The organism is Leifsonia xyli (genome assembly GCA_001647635.1).
Taxonomy (GTDB): domain Bacteria; phylum Actinomycetota; class Actinomycetes; order Actinomycetales; family Microbacteriaceae; genus Leifsonia; species Leifsonia xyli_A.
In genome coordinates this window covers 3,374,107-3,391,937 of the sequence record CP014761.1, presented here as the reverse complement: position 1 = coordinate 3,391,937, position 17,831 = coordinate 3,374,107, and the positions used below count along the sequence as shown (strand labels likewise).

Sequence of the window (17,831 nt, the reverse complement as noted above, 5' to 3'; positions counted from 1 at the left end):
CATTTCGCCTCGCCGCGTCCGTTTGGCAGGATGGATGGATGCGCATCGCCGACTTCCCGCGCCCGGACACGGCGGCCGCCCGCGCCGCCGTGCAGATCGCGACGACCTACCACACGCCCTCGCTGCTGAACCACGTGCAGCGGTCGTGGCTGTGGGCGGAGGGCTTCGCCGCGCTGGGCGGCTTCGCGCCCGACCACGAGCTCCTCTACGTCTCGGCGCTGCTGCACGACCTCGGCATCACGCCCGAGTTCGACAACGCCACCCTCGCCTACGAGGACGCCGCCGGTCACGTCGCCATCGCGCTGACCGCCGGCGCCGGCTGGCCCGCTGAGCGCTGCGTCCGCGCGCACGAGGTGATCGTGCGGCACAACTGGCCGGAGGTCGACCCGGCGATGGATGTGGAGGGGCACCTGCTCGAAATCGCCACCGCGCTGGACATCTCCGGCGCCCGCGCTGACGTGCTTCCGCTCGAGTTCCAGCGCGAGGTGCTCGCGGAGTACCCGCGGCTCGACCTCGCAGCCGAGTTCGGCGCCTGCGTGGCCGACCAGGCCGAGCGCAAGCCGGACACCTCGGCCCGGCGGCTGGTGGACGGCGGCGTGCAGCGCAAGCTCCGCGACAACCCGCTGGAACGTATCCTCGAAGGGTGACCGCCGCCACCGCCTCCGTGCTGCTGCCCTCGGACAGCTGGCGCGAACGCGAGCGCGTGCACGCCGAGCGGGTCGACGCGCTGACCGCGGATCATCGCGCCCGGGCGGCGCGCGGCGAGAAGCACCCGGTGTGGGACTTCCTCTTCACCTACTACTCGTACTCCCCCGCCCAGCTGCGCCGCTGGCATCCCGGACCCGGCGTCGAACTCGCCGACGCGGCCGGTGAGCCGCGCGCCTCCTGGCGCTGGTACGCACCCGGCAGCACGCCGGGGTCGCTGACCGTCGACCGCGACGGGATGGAGCGCGAGAAGGCGCCGATGCTGCGCACGGTCGAGCGCATCCTGCGGTCGACCGCCGCGCGTCCCGGGCGGTTCGGCTGCTTCGGCCTGCACGAGTGGGCGATGGTGTACCGGCGGGAGGAGCACCGGCATCCCGTGCCGCTGCGCCTCGGGCAGGACGCGACCGACGCGGTGGTCGAGTCGCACGAGCTGCGGTGCACCCACATCGACGCGTTCCGCTTCTTCACGCCGGACGCCGTGCCGCTCAACCGCTACGCGCCGACCCGCGAGACGCAACCCGAACTCGAGCAGCCGGGCTGCCTCCACGCCGGCATGGACGTCTACAAGTGGGCGATGAAGCTCGGCCCGCTGGTACCCGGCGAGGTGCTGCTGGATGCGTTCGAGCTCGCCCGCGACATCCGGCTGCTCGACATGCAGGCGTCGCCCTACGACATGCGGCCGTGGGGCGCCGAGCCGGTCGCGATCGAGACGTCCGAGGGCAAGGCCGAGTACGTGCGGCGGCAGCGCGCCTTCGCCGAGCGGTCGAACGCGCTGCGGGCGCGCCTCCTCGACGCGTGGCTCGGGGCGGAGGCGGCAGCCGCCTGAGTGCAGCGGGTCAGCCTCCGCCGTTCCCCTTGCCGTTGCCCTTCGTCGGCGTCGGGGTGGGGGTCGGCGCCGACGTCCCGTTGCCCGGACCGGACGACCCGCCCTTCGTCCCGTTGCTGACGGTCAGGGTCACCGACTGCCCGTCGCTCAGCGTCGCGCCGGCCGCGGGGTCGCTCGCGGCGACCGTGCCTGCCGGCTGGTCGCTGTCGACCGGCGTCGGGTCGACCGTGACGTCGAGGCCCAGGCCTTCGAGCAGCTTCTGCGCGACATCGGGCGCCTTGCCCGTCACATCCGGCATCGTGATCTCGTTACCGTAGAGCACAGCGTCCGTCGGCTCGGTGAAGTCGGTGCCGCCGTACAGCGCGTTGAGCGCCTTGAGGATCGGCTTGGCGATCGAGAACTTCACGTTTCCTCCGCCGACGCCGTTGAAGTACAGCGAGCGCAGCGGGGTGTCGCCCGACACGTTGCCGACCCACGTCGCCGTCGCGACCTTGGTGGTGGACGTGATCAGCCAGTTCTCGAGCGAGTCGTCGGTCGTTCCCGTCTTGCCCATGATCGGGATGTCGTCGTACGGGTTCGCGCTCGCGGCCGTTCCGCCGCCCCGCATGACTCCCTGCAGCGCGTACGTGACACCCGCAGCGATCTCGGGCTTCAGCCCCTGCGTGCACGTCGTCTTGCTGACCGCGTGGTCGGTGCCGTCCGCGTTCACGACGCGGTCGATCGCGACCGGGGTGCACACGGTGCCGTTGTTCGCGATGCCCGCGTAGGCGGTCGCCATCGTGAGCGGCGAGATGTAGTTGGTGCCGAGGATCATCGACGGCGTCGAGGTCAGCGGGTTGCTCTTGGACGCGGGGTGCACTCCCAGCGACTTCGCGGCATTCAGGATGGAGCACAGGTCGGTCTTCGTGCCCATCTCGGCGAAGGCGGTGTTGACCGACTCGGCGGTCGCCGACATCACGGAGAGCCGGCTCGCCGATCCCTCGTCGTTGGTGACATGCCAATCCGGGCCGTCGATGTTCGCGCACGTGTTCGTGAAGTCGGAGGTCGGGAACGTATGCTGCGACGCGTTGACCGTCTCGTAGAGGCTGTGGCCCGACTCCAGCCAGGCCGCCAGGTCGAACGCCTTGAACGTGGATCCGGTCTGGAAGCCCTGGGACCCGCCGTAGTCCTCATCGGTGTTGTAGTTCACCGCAGTCGTGCCGTCGATGGGCGTGTCCGTGTTGTTGAAGGCGCGGTTCTGCACCATCGTGACGATGCGTCCCGTGCCCAGCTCCATCGCGACGTTCGACGCGCCGAGGTCGATGTCCGGCCGGGACGCGGGGATGTACTTGTTCAGCGACGCCTGCGCGACCTGCTGCAGGTCGAGGTTGAGGGTCGTGTAGATCTTCAGGCCGCCGCGGTTGAGGGTCTGGAAGCGCTCGTCCGCCGTCTTGCCGTATGCGGGGTCGGTGAGGATGACGTCGCGCACGTAATCGCAGAAGAAGGCGGCGTTGAACTGCTGTGCCCCCGCGCATCCCTGGGTCGTCGGAGTGATCGTCGGCGTGATCGGGGTCGCCTTGGCGGCGTCCCGCTGCTGCTTCGTGATCGTGTGCGTGATGTACATGCGGTCGAGCACGTAGTCGCGCCGCTCCTTCGTGAGCTTGTAGCCGTTCGCGGCGCCGTTGTCCTTATTGTCCGGCTGGTCGATCCGGAGGTTGGCGGGATTGTTCAGGATGGCCGCGAGCGTCGCCGCTTGAGCGAGGTCGAGCTTCGCCGCGGTCGAGTTGAAGTAGTATTGCGCTGCCGCCTGGACGCCGTAGACCTGGCCGCCGAAGCCGACCACGTTGAGGTAGCCGGTGAGGATCTCCTTCTTGGAGTAGTTCTTCTCGACCTGCACCGCGTAGCGCATCTCCTGCACCTTGCGCTGCAGCGTCACTCCCGCGGCGTCGGTGTAGCAGGCCTCGATCTTCTTCTGGCTGGTCAGTGCCTCGCACTTCTCGACCTCGACGTTCTTCACGTACTGCTGCGTGATCGACGAGCCGCCCTGGACGCTGCCGCCGGCGACGGTCGATACGGCGCCGCGGAGGGTGCCCCAGATGTCGACGGCGCCCTCCGAGTAGAAGCGCGGGTCCTCGGCCGAGACGGTCGCGTCCTTCATCGTCTGCGCGATCTGCTCCCACGCGACGTCCTGCCGGTTCTGGGCGAAGAATGTGGCGATCGGCACATCCTGACCGCCCTGCTTGGCGAAGACGGTGGAGTTCTGCGCGAACTGCTGGATGTTGAGGTTCGACGGCAGCGCGTTGAAGTCGCTGGCGCCGGCCGCGGCGGTCGCCCCGAGCCCGACGAACGCGGGCAGCACGAAGATCGAGCTGAGCACGGCGGCGACGAGCGCGAGCCCGAGGAACTGCGCGATCTGCCCGCCGCGGGTGCGGGCGGGCGTGAACTCGAAGCGCTTGACGGGCTCCAGCCGCTCGTCGAGGGCGGCCAGTCGGGAGGGCAGGGGTCGGTCGGGTGCGGACATCCCCTCCAATGAACCAGCCAAGTCTGGGCGACTCCAGGGGGTTGCGTGTGTACGGGTTTGGAGATGTTCAGGATGCGAACGTGCGAAAGGCGCCGGCCCTGCGAACAGGACCGGCGCCTTCGTGGTGCGGTGGGTTACGCCGCGAGCGGCAGCGACACCGGGGCCGCGGTCACGCGGAGCTCGCCGTCGGCGGCGTCCACGATCACGCGGCCGCCCTCCTCCAGCTCGCCGCTGACCATCAGCTCGGCGATGCGGTCGTCGACCTCGCGCTGGATGACGCGGCGGAGCGGGCGGGCGCCGTACTCGGGCTCGTAGCCGGCCTCCGCGATCCAGGCGACCGCCGCATCCGTCGCCTCGAAGGCGATGTCGCGGGCGGCCAGGCGGTTCGCGGTCGCGTTCACCAGCAGGCGGACGATGTCGCGGAGCTGCTCCTGGTCGAGCTTCCGGAACAGCACGATCTCGTCGATGCGGTTCAGGAACTCCGGACGCATCGCCTCGCGGAGCTTGCCCATCACGCGGTCGCGGATGTCCTTCTCCGAGGCGAAGCCGTCCGACCCGGCCGGCACGAAGCCGAGCGCTCCGCTGCGGGAGGCCAGGAACTCCGAACCGAGGTTCGAGGTCATGATGACCACCGTGTTGCGGAAGTCGACCGTGCGGCCCTGGCCGTCGGTCAGGCGTCCGTCGTCCAGCACCTGCAGCAGCAGGTTGAACACGTCGGGGTGAGCCTTCTCGATCTCGTCGAACAGCACCACCGAGTACGGATTGCGGCGCACGCGCTCGGTCAGCTGACCGGCCTCGTCGTAGCCGACGTACCCGGGAGGGGCGCCGACCAGACGCGCCACGGTGTGACGCTCGCCGAACTCGCTCATGTCGAACCGCAGCATCGCCTTCTCGTCGCCGAACAGCGACGACGCGAGCGACTTCGCCAGCTCGGTCTTGCCGACACCGGTCGGGCCGAGGAAGAGGAAGCTGCCGACCGGACGGCGCTCGTCGCCGAGGCCGGTGCGGTTGCGGCGGACGGCCTTCGCGACCGAGACGACCGCGTCGTCCTGGCCGACCACGCGCTCGTGCAGCTCCGACTCGAGGCGCGCGAGGCGCTCACGGTCGGCCTCGCCCACGCGGGACACCGGGATGCCGGTGGCACGCGACACGATGGCCGCGATCTCCGGCTCGCCGACGACGGCGTCCACGCGCGGGGCCGAGGCCAGGGCGTCCAGCTGGCGCTGCACGTCCTCGATCTCGTCGCGCAGACGCGACGCCTCCTCGTAGTGCTCGGCCGCGACGGCGGAGTTCTTCTCGGACTCCAGCGTGGCCAGGCGCTCCATGAGGGCGGACGAGTCCACGCGCTTGCCGAGCGCGAGGCGCAGGCGGGCACCGGCCTGGTCGATCAGGTCGATGGCCTTGTCCGGCAGGAACCGGTCGGAGACGTAGCGGTCGGACAGCTCCACCGCGGCGCGGATCGCGTCCTCGGTGTAGCGCACGCCGTGGTGCTCCTCGTAGGCGGCGCGCAGGCCGTCCAGGATGAGCACGGCGTCCTCGATCGAGGGCTCGCCGACCGTCACCGGCTGGAAGCGGCGCTCCAGCGCCGGGTCCTTCTCGATGCGGCGGTACTCCTTGAGCGTCGTCGCGCCGACCAGGTGCAGGTCGCCGCGGGCAAGGCGCGGCTTGAGGATGTTGCCGGCGTCCATGCCGCCGGACTCGCCGGACCCTCCGGCGCCGACCACGGTGTGCAGCTCGTCGATGAACACGATCAGCTCGTCCTTGCCGGCGCTGATCTCGTCCATCAGGGTGGTGAGCCGCTCTTCGAAGTCGCCGCGGTACCGGGTACCTGCGACCATTCCCGCGAGGTCGAGGGAGACGACCTTCTTGTCCTGCAGCTGCTCGGGCACGGTGCCGTCCACGATCGCGCGGGCCAGGCCCTCCACGATCGCGGTCTTGCCGACGCCCGCCTCGCCGACCAGCACCGGGTTGTTCTTGGTGCGGCGGGAGAGGATCTCGACCGTCTGCTCGATCTCGTCGAGACGGCCGATGACCGGGTCCAGCTTGCCGTCGCGCGCGAGCGCGGTCAGGTCGGTGCCGAACTGGTCGAGCATGGGGGTCTCGGAGGCGCTGCCCTCGGCAGCCGGGTCACCGGGCCGGCCGGCGCCCACGGTCGTGCTCTCCTGCATGGACTCGGTGAGCGCCTCCGGGGTCACGCCGGCGGCCTGCAGGACGCGGCCGGCAGGGGCGTCGCGGCCGATGACGAGCGCGAAGAAGACGTGCTCGGGGTCGATGTAGGTCGAGCCGGAGGCCTGCGCCACCTGGTACGCGTGGAACAGCGCACGCTGCAGCGCACCGGTGATGGAGGCGCCGTCGGCGCGGATGACGTCGCCGGACGCGGGGAGGCGCGACTCGGCGGCCTGCGCGACCCGCGACGGGTCGACGCCGATGCGGCGCATGGCGTCCGCGGCCGGCTCCTGCTCGGCCATCACGCGCAGCACGTGCAGGGCGTCGAGCTCGCTGTGGCCGTGCTCCAGCGCGAACCGTCCGGCCTCCGCCAGGATCTCCTGGGTGCGCCGGCTGAGGAAGCGGCTGATGTCGATAGAGCGTCCGTTGCGCGCACGCTCGCCCGCGAGATAACGGGCGAGGAACTCGTCGAACGAGTTGGCGCCGTCACCGTCGGGAGTGAAGTTCTCAGGCACGTGTTCTCCTGTTTCTGAAAGTTGAGCCTTGTGCACTCAAGTCCAACGCAGGAGGGGGAGGTTATTCCCGGTGTGCTGAGAACTCCACGCCGGAGCGCCTACTCCCCCGCGTCGAGCGCGTCGAGAGCGGCCACGTCCTCGGGCGACAGCTCGAAGTCGACGTCGGCGTTCTCGCGGATGCGCTCGGGGGTGGTCGACTTCGGCAGCGGCAGGATGTCCTTCTGCAGCAGGTAGCGGATGCTGACCTGCGCGACCGACTTGCCGTACTTCCGCGCGATCTCCGCGATCTCCTCATTGTCGAGCAGACGGCCGGTGGCGAGCGGCGAGTAGCCCTCGACGAGGATGTCGTGCTCCTTGGACCACGCCGTCGTCTCCGGCTGCGTGTTGCCCACGAACCACCGGATCTGGTTGGCGTGCGGCACGACCTCGGTGGCGTCGACCAGCGACTCCAGATCGGCGACCTCGAAGTTGCTGACGCCGATCGCGCGGGTCAGACCCTGCTCATACACCTCCTCGAACACCTTCCACACCTCGATGTTGCCGGCGCGGTGGTCGCTGCCGATCGCGTTCCACGGCCACGGTGCGTGGATGAGGTAGAGGTCGATCGGGCCGAGGTCGAGCAGCTCGGTCGAGCGCTGGAACGCGTGGCGAGCGCCGTCCGCGTCCTTCACCTCGGCGGGGCACTTGGTGGTGATGAAGATGTGCTCGCGGGCGATGCCGCTGTCGCGCACCGCGCGCCCGACGCTCGCCTCGTTGCCGTACGCCCGTGCGGTGTCGATGTGGCGGTAGCCGGCGTCGAGGGCGGTGCGGACCGAGTCGTAGGTCTCGTCTCCGTCCGGGATCTGCCAGGTGCCGAACCCGATCTTGGGGATGGCGACGCCGTTGGAGAGCGTGAAGGTGTCGGTCAGAGCAGGCATGCGTGGTTCCCTTCAGAAGGATGCGGTGCGCCACATCGTAGACCCGCCCCGCGGTCAGTCCAGCGGGTGCGGCGCCCCGTTACGCAGGTGCTCGTACACGACCGAGGTGCGCACGTCGGCGATCTCGCGCCGCTGCGTCAGCCGGTCGATGACGAACGCGTAGAGGCTCTCGTTGTCGGCGACGGCGACGTGGACGATGAAGTCCTCGTTGCCGCTCGTGACGAACACGCCCAGCGTCTCGGGGAGCGACGCCACCCAGTCCCGGAAACCCTCGATCACCGGACGCGACGGCGGCCGGATGCGCACCGCGATGAGCGCCTGCACGGGGCGGCCGATCGCCGAGAGGTCCACGTCGAGCGTCGCCCCGCGGATGATCCCCCGCCGGCGCAGCGCCCGCGTGCGCTCCAGCGCGGTGCTGGGCGAGACGCCCACGGCCGCGGCGATGTCGCGGTTGCTGCGCCGCGCATCCGACTGCAGTTCGCGCAGGATCGCCCGATCTAATTCGTCCATGGCCGTCAGGATAGCTGCTCAACCGAACGAAATTCGGTTTGTCAGCGGACATCCTGCGATCTCTGTAAGTTCTCCCCCATAGTGCCGAACGAGAGGACGACGAATGCACGACATCGTGGGCTTCCTGCCCGAGGAGATCGACACCGGGGCACCCACCCGAGCCGCCCGGCTCAAGTGGGTTCTGATCGTCGACGGGTCGCTGCCCGCGGGCATCGCCGCGAATGCCGCCGTCTGCACCGCGGCCGCGACCGCGGTCCGCGTCTCCGGCCTGCTCGGGCAGGATGCGGTGGATGCGGAGGACGGCGTGCACCCCGGCCTCCCCTGGGCGGGCGTCTCGGTGCTGCGCGCGTCCGCCGAGCAGCTGGTCGGCATCCGGGCGAAGGCGCAGGCCGCCGAGGACGTGTTCGTCGCGGACATGCCGGCTGCGGCGCAGCTCACCCGCGTCTACGACGAATACCTCCGCACCGTCGAAGCCGCGGCCTCGGCCGACCTCCCGTACTACGCGGTCAGCGTGGTCGGCCCGCGCAACCGCGTCGACCGGATCGTCGGACGGCTCGCGCTGCTCTGACTCAGTGCTGCAAGGCGCTCTTCAGCAGGATGACCACGACGCCGAACGACGCGGTCACCACCGCGCCCAGCAGGCACACCATGATCGAACGCCCGCGCAGCAGGAAGATGGAGAACCCGAGCAGCGCCAGCATCAGGACCGAGAACCACAGCGAGAGCGCGACGCCGAAGTCCGGCGGCAGAACGCCCAGGGCGGCCAGGACCAGCGGGATGCTGGGCACGATCGCCGCCTCCAGCATCCCTCCCGATTCGGCGAGCGCATGCCGCAGGGAGTCGCGGATGCGATCGGCGGCGTGCTGCTCGTCGCCCTGGAACCCGAGCGCGGTGGAATAGACGTGGGCGAGCCAGAACACGACGATGCTGACCACGCTGAGGACGAGCAACCTCACGGCGGAGGCCTGGTCGTCGTCGGCCCCGGAGGCGGCGGCCACCACGCTCGCGTACACGATCGTCCCGTAGATGGCGGCGGGGGTTCCCCAGTGCCGCCAGATCCCGCGATGGATGCTGCCGACGTCGCCGGAGGTGGGTGCGTCCGGTTCGTTGAGGTCCATCAGTACCGGGCCGTCGCCCGCGCCTCGAGCGCCGCATCCAGCTCACTGGCGGCCTGGATCAGCGCCAGATGGGTGAACGCCTGGGGGAAGTTCCCGAGCTGCAGGCCGGACGGGTCGATCTCCTCGGCGTAGAGGCCGACGTGATTGCCGTAGGTCAGCATCTTCTCGAACGCGTACTGGGCCTCCTCGAGCTTCCCGGCGTCGGTGAGCGCCATCACATAGAAGAAGGAGCAGAGCGAGAAGGTGCCCTCCTCGCCCGGCAGGCCGTCGGGCGAGGCCGCCGGGTTGTAGCGGTACACCAGGCTGTCGGTCACCAGCTCCTCGGTGATGGCGTCGAGGGTCGACAGCCACATCGGGTCGCGCGGCGAGATCATCCCGACCCTCGGCATCAGCAGGGTGATCGCGTCCACCACATCGGTGCCGGGGTACTGGGTGAACGCCTTCCGCTGCGGGTTCCAGCACTTCGTGAACACCTGTTCGTAGATGGCGTCGCGCTCGGCCTCCCAGCGGGCGAGCGGCGCCGGGAGGCCGCGGTCGCGCGCCATCCGGATCGCTCGGTCGAAGGCGACCCAGCACATGATCCGGCCGTACGTGAAGTCCTTCCGCCCACCGCGGGTCTCCCAGACGCCCTCGTCGGGCTGGTCCCAGTTGTCGGCGAGCCACTCCAGGATGCCGCGGAGCTTCGTCCAGCCGGGGTTGCCGATCGGACGGAGCTTGTCGCCGACGGCGAGCGACTGCATCGCCTCGCCGTAGATGTCGAGCTGCAGCTGGTCGGCGGCGCCGTTCCCGACATGCACCGGCCTGGATCCGGCATAACCCTTGAAGTGATCCAGGTCGAGCTCCACGAGGTCGGAGGAGCCGTCGATCCGGTACATGATCTTGAGCGGCCCGGACCCGTCGCCCGCCTGCTCGGCGACGCGGTCGCTCAGCCAGAGCATGAACGAGAGGGCTTCGTCCGCGTAGCCGAGGGAGAGGAGCGCGTACACGCTGAAGGAGGCGTCGCGCACCCAGGTGTAGCGGTAGTCCCAGTTGCGCACGCCTCCGAGTTGCTCGGGCAGCGCGGCGGTGGGGGCGGCGACCAGGGCGCCGCTCGGCGCGTACTGCAGTAGCTTGAGCACCATCGCGGAGCGCTCCACCGATTCTCGCCAGCGGCCGGTGTAGGTGCCACGCGACAGCCACTCGCGCCAGAAGGCCCCGGTCTCGCGGAACAGCCGCTGACCGCGGCCACGGCCGATCTTCCGGGCGTCGGCGTCCGGCTGGGTCTCGAACGCGATGATGTGGAGCTTGCCGTCCGAGAACGTCAGCGTGGTGTCGACGTCGCCGTCGACGATCGCGTCGGCGGAGATCCCGTGGAGTTCGGCGCTCATCCCCTCGGCGTCGAAGCGGACGCCGGTGTCGAAGGCGGACGCCGTGTGCGGACGCCGTCCGTAGTCGAACCGCGGCCGGCACTGCACCCGGAAGGTGAGCTCACCGCGGACGACGCGGATCCCCCGCACGATCGTCCGGTTCTCGGTCGCGACAGTCGGCTGGTCCGCGATCGGCATGAAGTCGATCACCTCGCCGACGCCGTCATCCGACATGAACCGGGTGATGAGGATCGCCGTCTGCGGAAAGTACATCTGCTTCACGCGCATCCCCTCGCCCACCGCATTGATGCGGAAGTAGCCGCCCTTCTCGCGGTCGAGCAGCGACGCGAAGATCGACGGCGAGTCGAAGCGCGGCGCGCAGAACCAGTCGATCGTCCCCTCGGTGGACACCAGCGCGACCGTCTGCAGGTCGCCGATCATGCCGTGCTGGTCGATGTCCGGAAATCCTCCGTCGTCCTGCGCTGTCCCAGCCATGTCCGCCCTCTCCGCCCCGTGATCCCCCGGCGACCGGTTCACGCGCGCATGGTAACGCCGGGCTCGCCGCCGCGGGAAGGCACGACGCACGCGGGAATCCGCTGTTGCCACGACGTCTTCCGGAGCGGCATCATTCGGCCGACGGAGGAGGTGCGGGATGACCGGCGTGCGCCAGCGGAGCACCGAGCGGGTGGCGGCACGGGCCGCGGCGCTGGATCTCGAGGGAGCGGCGATCGTCGTGGGCGCCGCGGCTCTCGTCGTCGGGGCGATCGTGTCGCTGCCGTTCTTCTGGGGACGGTCGCTGCCGATCGCCGGCCCGGGGTCGCTCTCGCAGTTCGCGGCGCTGGCGGCCGGGGTCGTCGGCATCGCCGCGTATGTCGTCGGGCGCCTGTGGCACCGGGATGCGCTCACGCCCTTCGGGGGCCGCGCCGACCGGGCTGCTGAGGCGCCCGCGAGCCGCCGCTCGCCGACCGGCGCCGCCCTGTTCGATACCGTCGTGATCGCGCTGGCGCACGGCATCATCGCCGTGCTGGGCTGGCTCGTGCTCGGCGCCGTGCTCGCCGACGGCTTCCAGGATGCGACGGTCTACGCGGTGTCCGCCACGGTCCTCGCGGGCGTCGCCGTCGGGTTCAGCGCCTACGTCATCTTCCTGTCCGGCGCGCGGATGGACCTGATGCGACTGTCGACCGTGCTCGCCGTCTTCGCCGCGTTCGGCATCCTCGCCGCGATGCTGAGCGCACCCGACCCGCATTGGTGGGAGTTCCACCTGAGCGCGCTCGGGATGACGAAGAGCGTCTCGTCGCTGACCTTCAACCTGACGCTCATCGTCGCGGGTCTCATGATGGCCGCGATCGCCCGCTACGCGACCGACCTGACGGGTGTCGACCCGGCTGTGCGGCCGGCGCGGATGCGGGTCCGCGTGTGCCTCATCCTGATCGGCCTGCTGCTCGCCGGGGTCGGGCTCTTCCCGCTGAACGTGTCGCAGATCCTGCACAACGGCTCGGCGGTCGGCATGCTCGTCGCGTTCTCGTTGCTCGTGTTCTGGGTGCGGCGTGCGCTGCCCGAAGCGCCACGGTCGTTCTTTCTGCTGGGGTACGTGCTGTTCGCGGTGATCGTGCTGGCGGCGGTCTTCTTCGTCACCGGCTACTACGTGCTCACGGCGACCGAGCTGATCGCCGGGGTCGTGGTGTTCGCGTGGCTGACGGTGTTCCTGCGCGTGAGCGGGGCGGCGGGGCGCGGGTGAGCGGCCCCGCTGTCGGTCGCAGCCGGTAGCGTCGGGCCATGCCATCCGAGATCGTGCTTGACCGGGAGGAGGCGCGGCGGATCGCCGTGCGCGCTCAGCGGCTCGATGCGCCCCGTCCCGAGGCGCTGGTGCCGCTCGTCGAGCACCTCACCTTCCTGCAGCTCGACCCGACGGCGGCGATCGCGCCGAGCGCCGACCTCATCGCGTACACGCGCCTCGGCGCGTCCTATCGCCCCGAGCACCTGGCGGCGGCCGTCGAGAGCGACCGGACGCTGTACGAGTGGAAGGCGCAGGACGACCCGGTGCAGCCTCCGTTCGCCATGCTCCGGCCGGTCTCCGACCTCGCCCTGAACCTCGACCGGATGGCGAACGGACCGATCGCCGCGAGCTGGACCACCTGGCTGGAGGCCAACGCCCGTTTCCGTCAGGACGTGCTCGACCGCCTGCGCGACGCCGGCCCGCTGCTGTCGAAGGACATCCCGGACACCGCCGAGGTGCCGTGGCAGTCGACCGGGTGGACGCACGAGCGCAACGTGACCCACATGCTGGAGCTGCTGCAGGGCCGGGGCGTGGTCGCGGTCGCAGGCCGGGTGGGCCGGCAGCGGACGTGGGACCTCGCGGAGCGCGTCTACCCGGGAGGGATCGAGGCCGTTCCCGAGGCCGAGGCGGCGCCGCTGCGCGACGAGCGGCGCCTGCGGGCGCTCGGCATCGCCCGGCCGCAGCTGGTCGGCGGCGCGGGCGTCCCCGCCCGGGTCGACGGGAGCGACCGCGAATGGCGGGTGGACCCGGACGCCGTCGGTCTGCCGTTCGAGGGACGCACAGCGCTGCTGTCGCCGTTCGACCGGCTCGTGCACGACCGGGTGCGCAGCCAGGACATCTTCGGCTTCGAGTACCTGCTGGAGATGTACAAGCCCGCGGCCAAGCGCCGGTGGGGCTACTTCGCGCTGCCGATCCTGCACGAGGACCGGCTGGTCGGCAAGCTGGACGCCGCGGCCGACCGCAAGCGCGGCGTCCTGCGGGTCGAGGCGGTCCACGAGGATGCGCCGCTCGCGCCGTCCGCGCGCGATGCGGTCGACTCGGAGATCGACGACCTGGCGGCGTGGCTCGGCCTCACGGTCGAGCGACCGTGAGGCCGAGCGCCGTTCCGGGGCGCGGCTAGGCCGCATCCTTCCCGTGGGGGTCGGAGGCGTTGAGCACCTCGACCACGCGGTCGTAGTCGCCGCGGGCTTCGCCGTACCGCAGGAACTTGACGCGCTCGACCTGCAGCTCCTTCGCATCCGGCTGGGTCTCGATGAGCTCCATCACCTCGCCGACGAAGTCGTCGAGCGGCATGGCGAACGCGCTCTCGCGCTGTCCGGGCATCAGGTCGGTCGCGACCGACGGCGGCTCCAGCTCCACGATTCTGACGGAGGTGTCGGCGAGCTGGAGGCGGATGCTCTCGCTGAGCATGTGGATGGCGGCCTTGCTGGCGTTGTAGCTCGGCGTGGCCTTGAGCGGCGTGAACGCCAGTCCGGACGAGACGGTCACGATGGTCGCATGCGGCCGGGTCTGCAGGTGCTCGACGAAGGCGGCGATGAGGCGGATCGGGCCGAGCACGTTCGTGGTGACGATCGACTCCGCCGACTGCAGGAAACCGGCGGGCGTGTGCCAGTCCTCAGCCCGCATGATGCCGGCCATTGCGACGAGAACGTTCAGGTCGGGGTGCGCGGCGAGCACCTGCGCGGACGCCTCCCGGATGCTGTCGGCGTCGGCCGTGTCGATGCGGACGGTGTCGATGCCGGGGTGCTCGGCGGCGATCCGCTCGAGCAGCTCGGTGCGGCGGCCGCCGACGACGACGGTGTTGCCGCGCTCGTGGAGGGCGACGGCGAGGGCGAGCCCGATGCCGCTGGTGGCGCCGGGGATGAAGACGGTGTTCCCTGTGATGTCCATGCCTCCACCATCGTGTGGTGGGCGAGGTGGAGGAAGTGGAGCGGTCATCCAGGGATCCGCGGTCCCTGGTTCGCGCGCGCCCTCGCGGCCATCATGGGGGTATGGACCGCACCGCCCTCGCCGACTTCCTGCGCCGCCACCGCGAGGCGCTGCGGCCGGAGGACGTGGGACTGCCCGAGGGCGCCCGCCGCCGTGCGCCCGGCCTGCGGCGCGAGGAGGTCGCACTGCTGGCGGCCATGTCCACCGACTACTACACCCGGCTGGAGCAGCGTCGCGGCCCGCAGCCGAGCGAGCAGATGCTGTCCTCGCTGTCGCGTGCGCTGCGGTTGACCGACGACGAGCGCGACTACCTGTACCGGGTGGCCGGCCACAACACGCCCGACCGGTTCTCCGGCGGCGGCCACGTCTCCCCCGCCCTGCTGCGGGTGCTGGACCGCCTGGAGGACACTCCGGCGCTGGTGCTCTCGAACCTGGGCGAGACGCTCGTGCAGAACCGGATGGCCGTCGCGCTCCTCGGCGACCGCTCCGGGTACACCGGGCTCGCGCGCAGTGAGTACTACCGCTGGTTCACCGAGCCGGAGAACGCGCGGGCGCAGTACCCCGAGGAGGACCGCGCCCGGCAGAGCCGCGCCCAGGTCGCCTCCCTGCGCGACGCCTACGGCGCGCTGGGTCCGCGGTCGCGGGCCGGCGAATTGGTGCGGGCGCTCCTCGCCGAGAGCCCGGAGTTCGCGGAGCTGTGGGACCGTCACGCGGTCGCCCGGCGGTTCGAGGACCACAAGACGCTGCTGCATCCCGAGCTCGGCGCGATCGAGCTGGACTGCCAGGCCCTGTTCACCGAGGACCAGTCGCAGTGCCTGCTGGTGCTCACCGCCGCCCCGCGCACCGAGGCCGCCGAGAAGCTGGCTCTGCTCTCGGTGCTCGGCACGCAGTCCTTCGCTCCCGCTGCGCGGGGCGGCGAAGCCGGGTAGCCTGGCGCGCATGAGCGCGGGGGCTGTGGACGATCCGACCGTGGTGTGGCTGCTGGAGGGCGACCCGTCCCTCCGATGGCAGACGCTCCGGGATGTGGTGCACGTATCGGACGCGGAGGTCGCCGCCGAGCGCGCCCGCGTCGAGCACGAGGGCTGGGGTGCGGCCCTGCTCGACCGGCAGGACGCGTCGGGCACCTGGGGCGGCACCGTGTGGAAGCCGGAGGACCGCGACGCCACCGACACCGTCGTGCTGCTGCTCGCGCTGCTCGGCGCCGACGGGGAGCGCACCCGCACCGCCCTCGACCGGACGGCCGCGGGCGTCGACTGGGGCGAGGAGTGGGGACACAGCCCGTTCTTCGACGGCGAGGTGGAGCCGTGCATCAACGGCCGCGTGCTCACGGCCGCAGCCCCCTACGGCCACGCGACAGAGACCATCCTGCGCAAGCTGCTCGACACGCAGCAGGCCGACGGCGGCTGGAACTGCTACGCCGAGACCCCGGACGACCCCGGCTCCTTCCACAGCACGATCTGCGTCGTGGAGGCTCTGGCCGCCTACCGCGACACCGGCGGCGAGACGGACGTCGCCGAGCCGCTGCGCCGCGGACAGGAGTACCTCCTCGAGCGCGGGCTGATGCGGCGGAAGAGCACCGGCGAGCTGATCGACGAGACGTGGCTGGAATTCCACTTCCCCTACTACTGGCACTACGACGTGCTGCGCGGGCTGGACCACCTGCGCGCGTCGGGCGTGCCGTACGACGAGCGCGTCGCCGAGGCTGTGGGGGTCGTGCGGTCGAAGCGCGGCGTGGACGGGCGGTGGACATTGGACGCGCTGCTCCCCGGGCGGCCCGCGGTGCCGTTCGAGGCGGTCGGCGAGCCGAGCCGGTGGATCACGCTGCGGTCGCTCCGCGTGCTGGAGTGGGCGGGCGTACAGTCCCCGGCATGACCGCCCGCACCCTGCTCCTGATCCGGCACGGCGAGAGCACGGCGAACGTCGCGGCCGCCGCGGCTGAGGCCGCCGGCGCCGAGGTCATCGTCGTGGACGCCCGAGACGCCGATGTGACCCTCTCGCCGCTCGGCGAGCTGCAGGCGTCCGCACTCGGGGCGCGGCTGCGCCCGGCGCTCCCGGCCGGCGCCGTCGTGTTCAGCTCCCCGTACCGCCGAGCGATCCAGACCGCGCGCCTCGCCCTCGGCGAGGAGGTGCCGCTGCGGATCGACGAGCGGCTGCGTGACCGCGAGCTCGGCATCCTGGACCGGCTGACCGCCGTCGGCGTCGAACGGCGGCTGCCGCTGGAGGCGGAGCGGCGGCGCTGGACCGGCAAGTTCTACTACCGGCCGCCGGGCGGCGAGGCGTGGACGGATGTGGCGCTGCGCATCCGCTCGTTCCTCCGCGACGCGCTGAACGCGCCCGCGGGCGACGACGGCGTCGTGGTCGTCTTCGCGCACGACGCCGTCGTCAGCCTGTTCCTGTACGTGCTGCTGCGGATGACCGAGGCGCAGCTCGCCGAGCACCTGCTGACGCATCCCGTCGCCAACGCGTCCGTGACCGAGCTGACGTTCGACGGCCGGCAGTGGACTCTCGAGGCCTTCGCCGACGACGCCCACCTGGCCGCGGCGGGTCTCCCCTCGACCGACCACCCCGGAGAGGCGCGAGCCGATGCGTGACAGGAGGGTTTCCCGGCGGGCGCCGGCCGAGTCGGTCACGCCCGAGCTGCTGCGCGCCTGGCCGCTGCCCGAGCCGTCCGGCTCGAAGCGCTCGCGCGGCGAGGTCCTGGTCGTCGGAGGAGCGTTCCGCTCCCCCGGCGCCGCGATGCTCGCCGGCCGCGCCGCCCTGCGGGTGGGTGCCGGCCGGCTGACCCTGGCGGTCGGCGCCTCGGTCGCCGCCCAGGTCGCGGTCGCCGTCCCGGAGTCGGGCGTGGTCCCGCTGGCCGAGACGGCCGGAGGGAGCATCCGCGGCACGGCGATCCGCGCGGCGGCGTCCGACCTCGCCGGCGCCGACGCGGTGCTGCTGGGGCCGGGACTCGACGACGCCGCGGAGACCGCCCGGATGCTGCCGCGCGCCGCCCGCGCCACCGGCCGCGCCACCGTGCTGGTGCTCGACGCCTACGCCCTCGGCGCGCTGGCCGGGCACCCGCGGCTCGCCGGGCGCGGCCCGCGCATCCTGACCCCGAACACGGAGGAGGCCGCGCGGCTGCTCGGCCGCGAGACCGACGACCTCGACACGGACGCCCGGGAGCTCGCGCGCCGCTACGGCGCGGTCGTCTCGTGCTTCGGCCGGGTCGCCGCGCCTGATGGACGCTTGCTGACGGTCGGCGACGGCGACGTCGGGCTGGGCACCTCGGGCAGCGGGGACGCGCTCGCCGGAGCCATCACCGGCCTCGCCGCACGCGGCGCCGACCCGCTCCGCGCTGCGGTCTGGGGGACGTACCTCCACGCCGCCGCGGGCCGTCACTTGACCGCCCAGATGGGCACCCTCGGGTTCCTCGCGTCGGAGATCGTCGACCGTCTGACGGCGGAGCTGGGCACCCTCTCCTGACGCGGTACCCCCGCGAAACTACCCTCTAGCCGTGCGAACCGGCACCGCGTTACTCTCACG

At 71.3% G+C, this 17,831-nt stretch carries 15 protein-coding genes and 1 pseudogene; 9 read left to right on the top strand and 7 right to left on the bottom strand.

All coding sequences use genetic code 11. From position 1 onward, the window contains the following. Positions 1–38: 38 nt before the first annotated feature. Together A0130_16595 and A0130_16590 are read left to right on the top strand one after the other, a co-directional pair. Entirely contained in the window at positions 39–647 is a 609-nt protein-coding gene (locus tag A0130_16595) for a cyanamide hydratase (protein ANF33063.1), read from the top strand. After that, the gene (locus A0130_16590) at positions 644–1,531 is read left to right on the top strand and encodes a 3-methyladenine DNA glycosylase (protein ANF33062.1); all 888 of its coding nucleotides are present in this window, start codon (positions 644–646) and stop codon (positions 1,529–1,531) included. Before A0130_16595 ends, A0130_16590 begins: the two co-directional genes overlap by 4 nt. A gap of 10 nt (positions 1,532–1,541) precedes the next feature. Here A0130_16590 and A0130_16585 read toward each other — a convergent pair whose 3' ends face one another. The 4 genes from A0130_16585 to A0130_16570 form a co-directional block, all read right to left on the bottom strand. Further along, positions 1,542–4,031: a penicillin-binding protein gene (locus A0130_16585; protein ANF33061.1), complete on the bottom strand. Its 2,490-nt coding sequence runs from the start codon at positions 4,029–4,031 to the stop codon at positions 1,542–1,544. Positions 4,032–4,165: 134 nt separating this feature from the next. Further along, the gene (locus A0130_16580) at positions 4,166–6,712 is read right to left on the bottom strand and encodes an AAA family ATPase (protein ANF33060.1); all 2,547 of its coding nucleotides are present in this window, start codon (positions 6,710–6,712) and stop codon (positions 4,166–4,168) included. Positions 6,713–6,810: 98 nt separating this feature from the next. After that, positions 6,811–7,629 (bottom strand): 2,5-diketo-D-gluconic acid reductase, encoded by an 819-nt coding sequence (locus A0130_16575; protein ANF33059.1) that lies wholly within the window; start codon positions 7,627–7,629, stop codon positions 6,811–6,813. A gap of 54 nt (positions 7,630–7,683) precedes the next feature. Further along, on the bottom strand, positions 7,684–8,139 hold the full coding sequence (locus A0130_16570) for an AsnC family transcriptional regulator (protein ANF33058.1): 456 nt from the start codon (positions 8,137–8,139) through the stop codon (positions 7,684–7,686). A 103-nt stretch (positions 8,140–8,242) separates the two neighbouring features. Between A0130_16570 and A0130_16565 the strand changes: the two genes are divergently transcribed. Next, complete coding sequence (locus A0130_16565; protein ANF33057.1) at positions 8,243–8,707, top strand: hypothetical protein; 465 nt, start codon at positions 8,243–8,245, stop codon at positions 8,705–8,707. A gap of 1 nt (position 8,708) precedes the next feature. Here the strand turns inward: A0130_16565 and A0130_16560 are convergent, their stop codons facing one another. Both A0130_16560 and A0130_16555 read right to left on the bottom strand, forming a co-directional pair. Next, positions 8,709–9,257 carry a hypothetical protein gene (locus A0130_16560; GenBank protein ID ANF33056.1) on the bottom strand — a complete coding sequence of 183 codons (549 nt, stop codon included), beginning with the start codon at positions 9,255–9,257 and terminating at the stop codon, positions 8,709–8,711. Then, positions 9,257–11,098 (bottom strand): glucoamylase, encoded by a 1,842-nt coding sequence (locus tag A0130_16555; protein ID ANF33055.1) that lies wholly within the window; start codon positions 11,096–11,098, stop codon positions 9,257–9,259. The genes A0130_16560 and A0130_16555 overlap by 1 nt, the downstream gene beginning before the upstream one ends. A gap of 190 nt (positions 11,099–11,288) precedes the next feature. Here A0130_16555 and A0130_16550 point away from each other — a divergent pair. Next, positions 11,289–12,338, top strand: a pseudogene (locus A0130_16550) (hypothetical protein). Positions 12,339–12,379: 41 nt separating this feature from the next. Next, positions 12,380–13,471 (top strand): hypothetical protein, encoded by a 1,092-nt coding sequence (locus tag A0130_16545; protein ID ANF33054.1) that lies wholly within the window; start codon positions 12,380–12,382, stop codon positions 13,469–13,471. Positions 13,472–13,496: 25 nt separating this feature from the next. Here the strand turns inward: A0130_16545 and A0130_16540 are convergent, their stop codons facing one another. Next, positions 13,497–14,270, bottom strand: coding sequence for an oxidoreductase (locus A0130_16540; protein ANF33053.1), 774 nt, complete (start codon positions 14,268–14,270; stop codon positions 13,497–13,499). 101 nt (positions 14,271–14,371) lie between these two features. On the opposite strand from A0130_16540, the gene A0130_16535 reads away from it, so the two are divergent. The 4 genes from A0130_16535 to A0130_16520 are packed head-to-tail and all read left to right on the top strand — an operon-like array spanning position 14,372 to position 17,771. Further along, entirely contained in the window at positions 14,372–15,238 is an 867-nt protein-coding gene (locus tag A0130_16535) for an XRE family transcriptional regulator (protein ID ANF33052.1), read from the top strand. A 10-nt stretch (positions 15,239–15,248) separates the two neighbouring features. Further along, positions 15,249–16,181, top strand: a complete 933-nt coding sequence (locus tag A0130_16530) for a hypothetical protein (GenBank protein ANF33051.1) — start codon at positions 15,249–15,251, stop codon at positions 16,179–16,181. Continuing rightward, positions 16,178–16,900, top strand: coding sequence for a hypothetical protein (locus A0130_16525; GenBank protein ANF33050.1), 723 nt, complete (start codon positions 16,178–16,180; stop codon positions 16,898–16,900). The genes A0130_16530 and A0130_16525 overlap by 4 nt, the downstream gene beginning before the upstream one ends. After that, positions 16,893–17,771, top strand: a complete 879-nt coding sequence (locus tag A0130_16520; GenBank protein ANF33049.1) for an NAD(P)H-hydrate dehydratase — start codon at positions 16,893–16,895, stop codon at positions 17,769–17,771. The genes A0130_16525 and A0130_16520 overlap by 8 nt, the downstream gene beginning before the upstream one ends. Positions 17,772–17,831: the final 60 nt, after the last annotated feature.

Excerpts from the sequence above, each read along its gene's own strand:
- A0130_16595 (ANF33063.1), top strand. The coding sequence starts at position 39 with ATGCGCATCGCCGACTTCCCGCGCCCGGACACGGCGGCCGCCCGCGCC.
- A0130_16585 (ANF33061.1), bottom strand. The coding sequence starts at position 4,031 with ATGTCCGCACCCGACCGACCCCTGCCCTCCCGACTGGCCGCCCTCGAC.
- A0130_16575 (ANF33059.1), bottom strand. The coding sequence starts at position 7,629 with ATGCCTGCTCTGACCGACACCTTCACGCTCTCCAACGGCGTCGCCATC.
- A0130_16570 (ANF33058.1), bottom strand. The coding sequence starts at position 8,139 with ATGGACGAATTAGATCGGGCGATCCTGCGCGAACTGCAGTCGGATGCG.
- A0130_16565 (ANF33057.1), top strand. The coding sequence starts at position 8,243 with ATGCACGACATCGTGGGCTTCCTGCCCGAGGAGATCGACACCGGGGCA.
- A0130_16560 (ANF33056.1), bottom strand. The coding sequence starts at position 9,257 with ATGGACCTCAACGAACCGGACGCACCCACCTCCGGCGACGTCGGCAGC.
- A0130_16555 (ANF33055.1), bottom strand. The coding sequence starts at position 11,098 with ATGGCTGGGACAGCGCAGGACGACGGAGGATTTCCGGACATCGACCAG.
- A0130_16545 (ANF33054.1), top strand. The coding sequence starts at position 12,380 with ATGCCATCCGAGATCGTGCTTGACCGGGAGGAGGCGCGGCGGATCGCC.
- A0130_16540 (ANF33053.1), bottom strand. The coding sequence starts at position 14,270 with ATGGACATCACAGGGAACACCGTCTTCATCCCCGGCGCCACCAGCGGC.
- A0130_16535 (ANF33052.1), top strand. The coding sequence starts at position 14,372 with ATGGACCGCACCGCCCTCGCCGACTTCCTGCGCCGCCACCGCGAGGCG.
- A0130_16530 (ANF33051.1), top strand. The coding sequence starts at position 15,249 with ATGAGCGCGGGGGCTGTGGACGATCCGACCGTGGTGTGGCTGCTGGAG.
- A0130_16525 (ANF33050.1), top strand. The coding sequence starts at position 16,178 with ATGACCGCCCGCACCCTGCTCCTGATCCGGCACGGCGAGAGCACGGCG.
- A0130_16520 (ANF33049.1), top strand. The coding sequence starts at position 16,893 with ATGCGTGACAGGAGGGTTTCCCGGCGGGCGCCGGCCGAGTCGGTCACG.